Below are 2,007 nucleotides of genomic sequence, written 5' to 3' on the forward strand. Positions count from 1 at the left end.
GCTCACTACGACGGGCTTGGTTACCACCATCAGCGTTGTTTCATGCGGTCGATGACCACCGCCAGCAGCAGGATCGAACCGCGGATCACATACTGGTAGAAGGTGTCGATGTTCTTCAGGTTCATCGCGTTCTCGATGATCGCCAGGATCAGCACCCCGGCAATCACATGGCGGATCATGCCGATGCCGCCGCTCAGCGACACCCCGCCCAGCACGCAGGCGGAAATCACCGTCAGCTCGAAACCCTGACCGATCATCGGCTGGCCCGAGGTCATGCGCGAGGCGAGGATCACCCCGGCCAATGCGCCGATCAGGCCGTGCACGGCGAAGATCAGGATCTTGGTGCGGTCGACATTCACCCCCGCCAGCAACGCCGCTTCCGGGTTACCGCCGATGGCCATGGTGTTGCGCCCGTAGGTGGTGTAGTTGAGCAGCCAGCCGAAAAACAGGAAGCACACGATGGTGATCAGGATCGGCACCGGCACGCCCAGCAGTTGGCCATTGCCAAAGATAAAGAACTGATCCTGGGACACCCCCACCGCCTTGCCGTCGGCAAAGATATAGGCCAGGCCGCGCACGATCTGCATGGTCGCCAAGGTGGTGATCAACGCATTGACCCGCAGCTTGGCGATCACGATGCCGTTGATCAGCCCCACGACCAGGCCCATCAGCAGCGCCGCGCCAATGCCCAGCATGACGCTGTCGGTATCGCGCATCACAATCGCCGCCACCACGCCGGCGCAGGCAATCACCGAGCCTACCGATAGGTCGAAGTGCCCCGATGCCAGGCAGAACAGCATGGTGCAGGCGGCGATGCCCACGGTGGAAATCGCCAGGCCCAGGCCGCGCATGTTCAACGGCGAAAGGAAGTTATCGATGAGCAAGGCGCACAGGACAAAGATGCCCACCGCTGCCAGCAACATCGCCCAGTTGTCGAGCAGTGCGCGCATATCGAGGGGTTTGCGTGCCGTCGGCAGCGCGTTGTTTTGAGTCGTCATGGTCTTCTCTCAGTTCGCCAGGCCGCGCGGCAGGGCCAGTTGCAGCAGGTTGGATTCGGTCGCGTGTTCGCGGGTCTGTTCGCCGCGCATCGCGCCTTCGCACAGCACCAGGATGCGGTCGGAGATGCCCATCACTTCCATGAGGTCGCTGGACACCACGATCACCGCAATGCCCTGGGCCGCGAGGTTATGGATAATCTGGTAGATCTCGGCCTTGGCGCCGATGTCGATGCCGCGGGTCGGCTCGTCCAGCAGTAGGACCTTCATCGGCATCGACAGCCAGCGGCCGAGAATGGCTTTCTGCTGGTTGCCGCCGGACAGGTACATGATCTTTTGCGCGGCAGTCGGGGTTTTGACCTTCATTGCCTTGATCTGCTGGTCGGCATTGCCCTTCTCCCAGCCATCGCGCAGCAACCAGCCGAACGAAGAGTGGGCTCCACGGGCGCTGATATTGATGTTCTCGGCGACGCTGGACAGCGGAATGATGCCTTCCTTCTTGCGGTCTTCCGGGCACAGCAGCACACCGGCGGCGATGGCGTCGCGGGGCGAGCGCAGTTGCAGGGCCTCCCCGCATAACTCAAGGCTGCCGGCACTGGCGCGCTCCAAACCGCTGAGCAAACGGAACAACTCCGTGCGCCCTGCCCCGACCAAGCCGAACAAGCCAAGGATTTCGCCTTTGCGCACCTCAAAACTGACCGGCTCACGCAAACCCGGACCCAGCAAACCGTCGACCTTGAGCGCCACCTCACCGTGCTCGCGCGGGCGGTAGTCGTAGATGTCCTGGATGTCGCGACCGACCATGCAGGTCACCAACTGGTCGTGGGTCAACGCGCTCATGTCGTCGAAGGTACGCACGTAGCGGCCGTCCTTGAACACCGTGACCGCGTTGCAGATGCGGAACACTTCTTCCATGCGGTGCGACACGTAGAGCACCACTTTGCCCTCATCCCGCAGGCGCGTGATGATCGCCATCAGCCGGTCGATCTCCCGCGCCGACAGGCTGCTGGTC

2 protein-coding genes are annotated in these 2,007 nt (G+C 62.6%); both read right to left on the bottom strand.

Annotated features, from left to right (window positions below):
- Positions 1 to 29: 29 nt before the first annotated feature.
- Positions 30 to 998: an L-arabinose ABC transporter permease AraH gene (gene araH, locus V3W40_RS34525; protein WP_065925854.1), complete on the bottom strand. Its 969-nt coding sequence runs from the start codon at positions 996 to 998 to the stop codon at positions 30 to 32.
- A gap of 9 nt (positions 999 to 1,007) precedes the next feature.
- On the bottom strand, positions 1,008 to 2,007 hold a 1,000-nt coding region (locus V3W40_RS34530; protein ID WP_330216544.1), incomplete at its 5' end, for an ATP-binding cassette domain-containing protein.

This window comes from Pseudomonas sp. AM8 (assembly GCF_036346475.1).
Lineage (GTDB): Bacteria > Pseudomonadota > Gammaproteobacteria > Pseudomonadales > Pseudomonadaceae > Aquipseudomonas > Aquipseudomonas marginalis.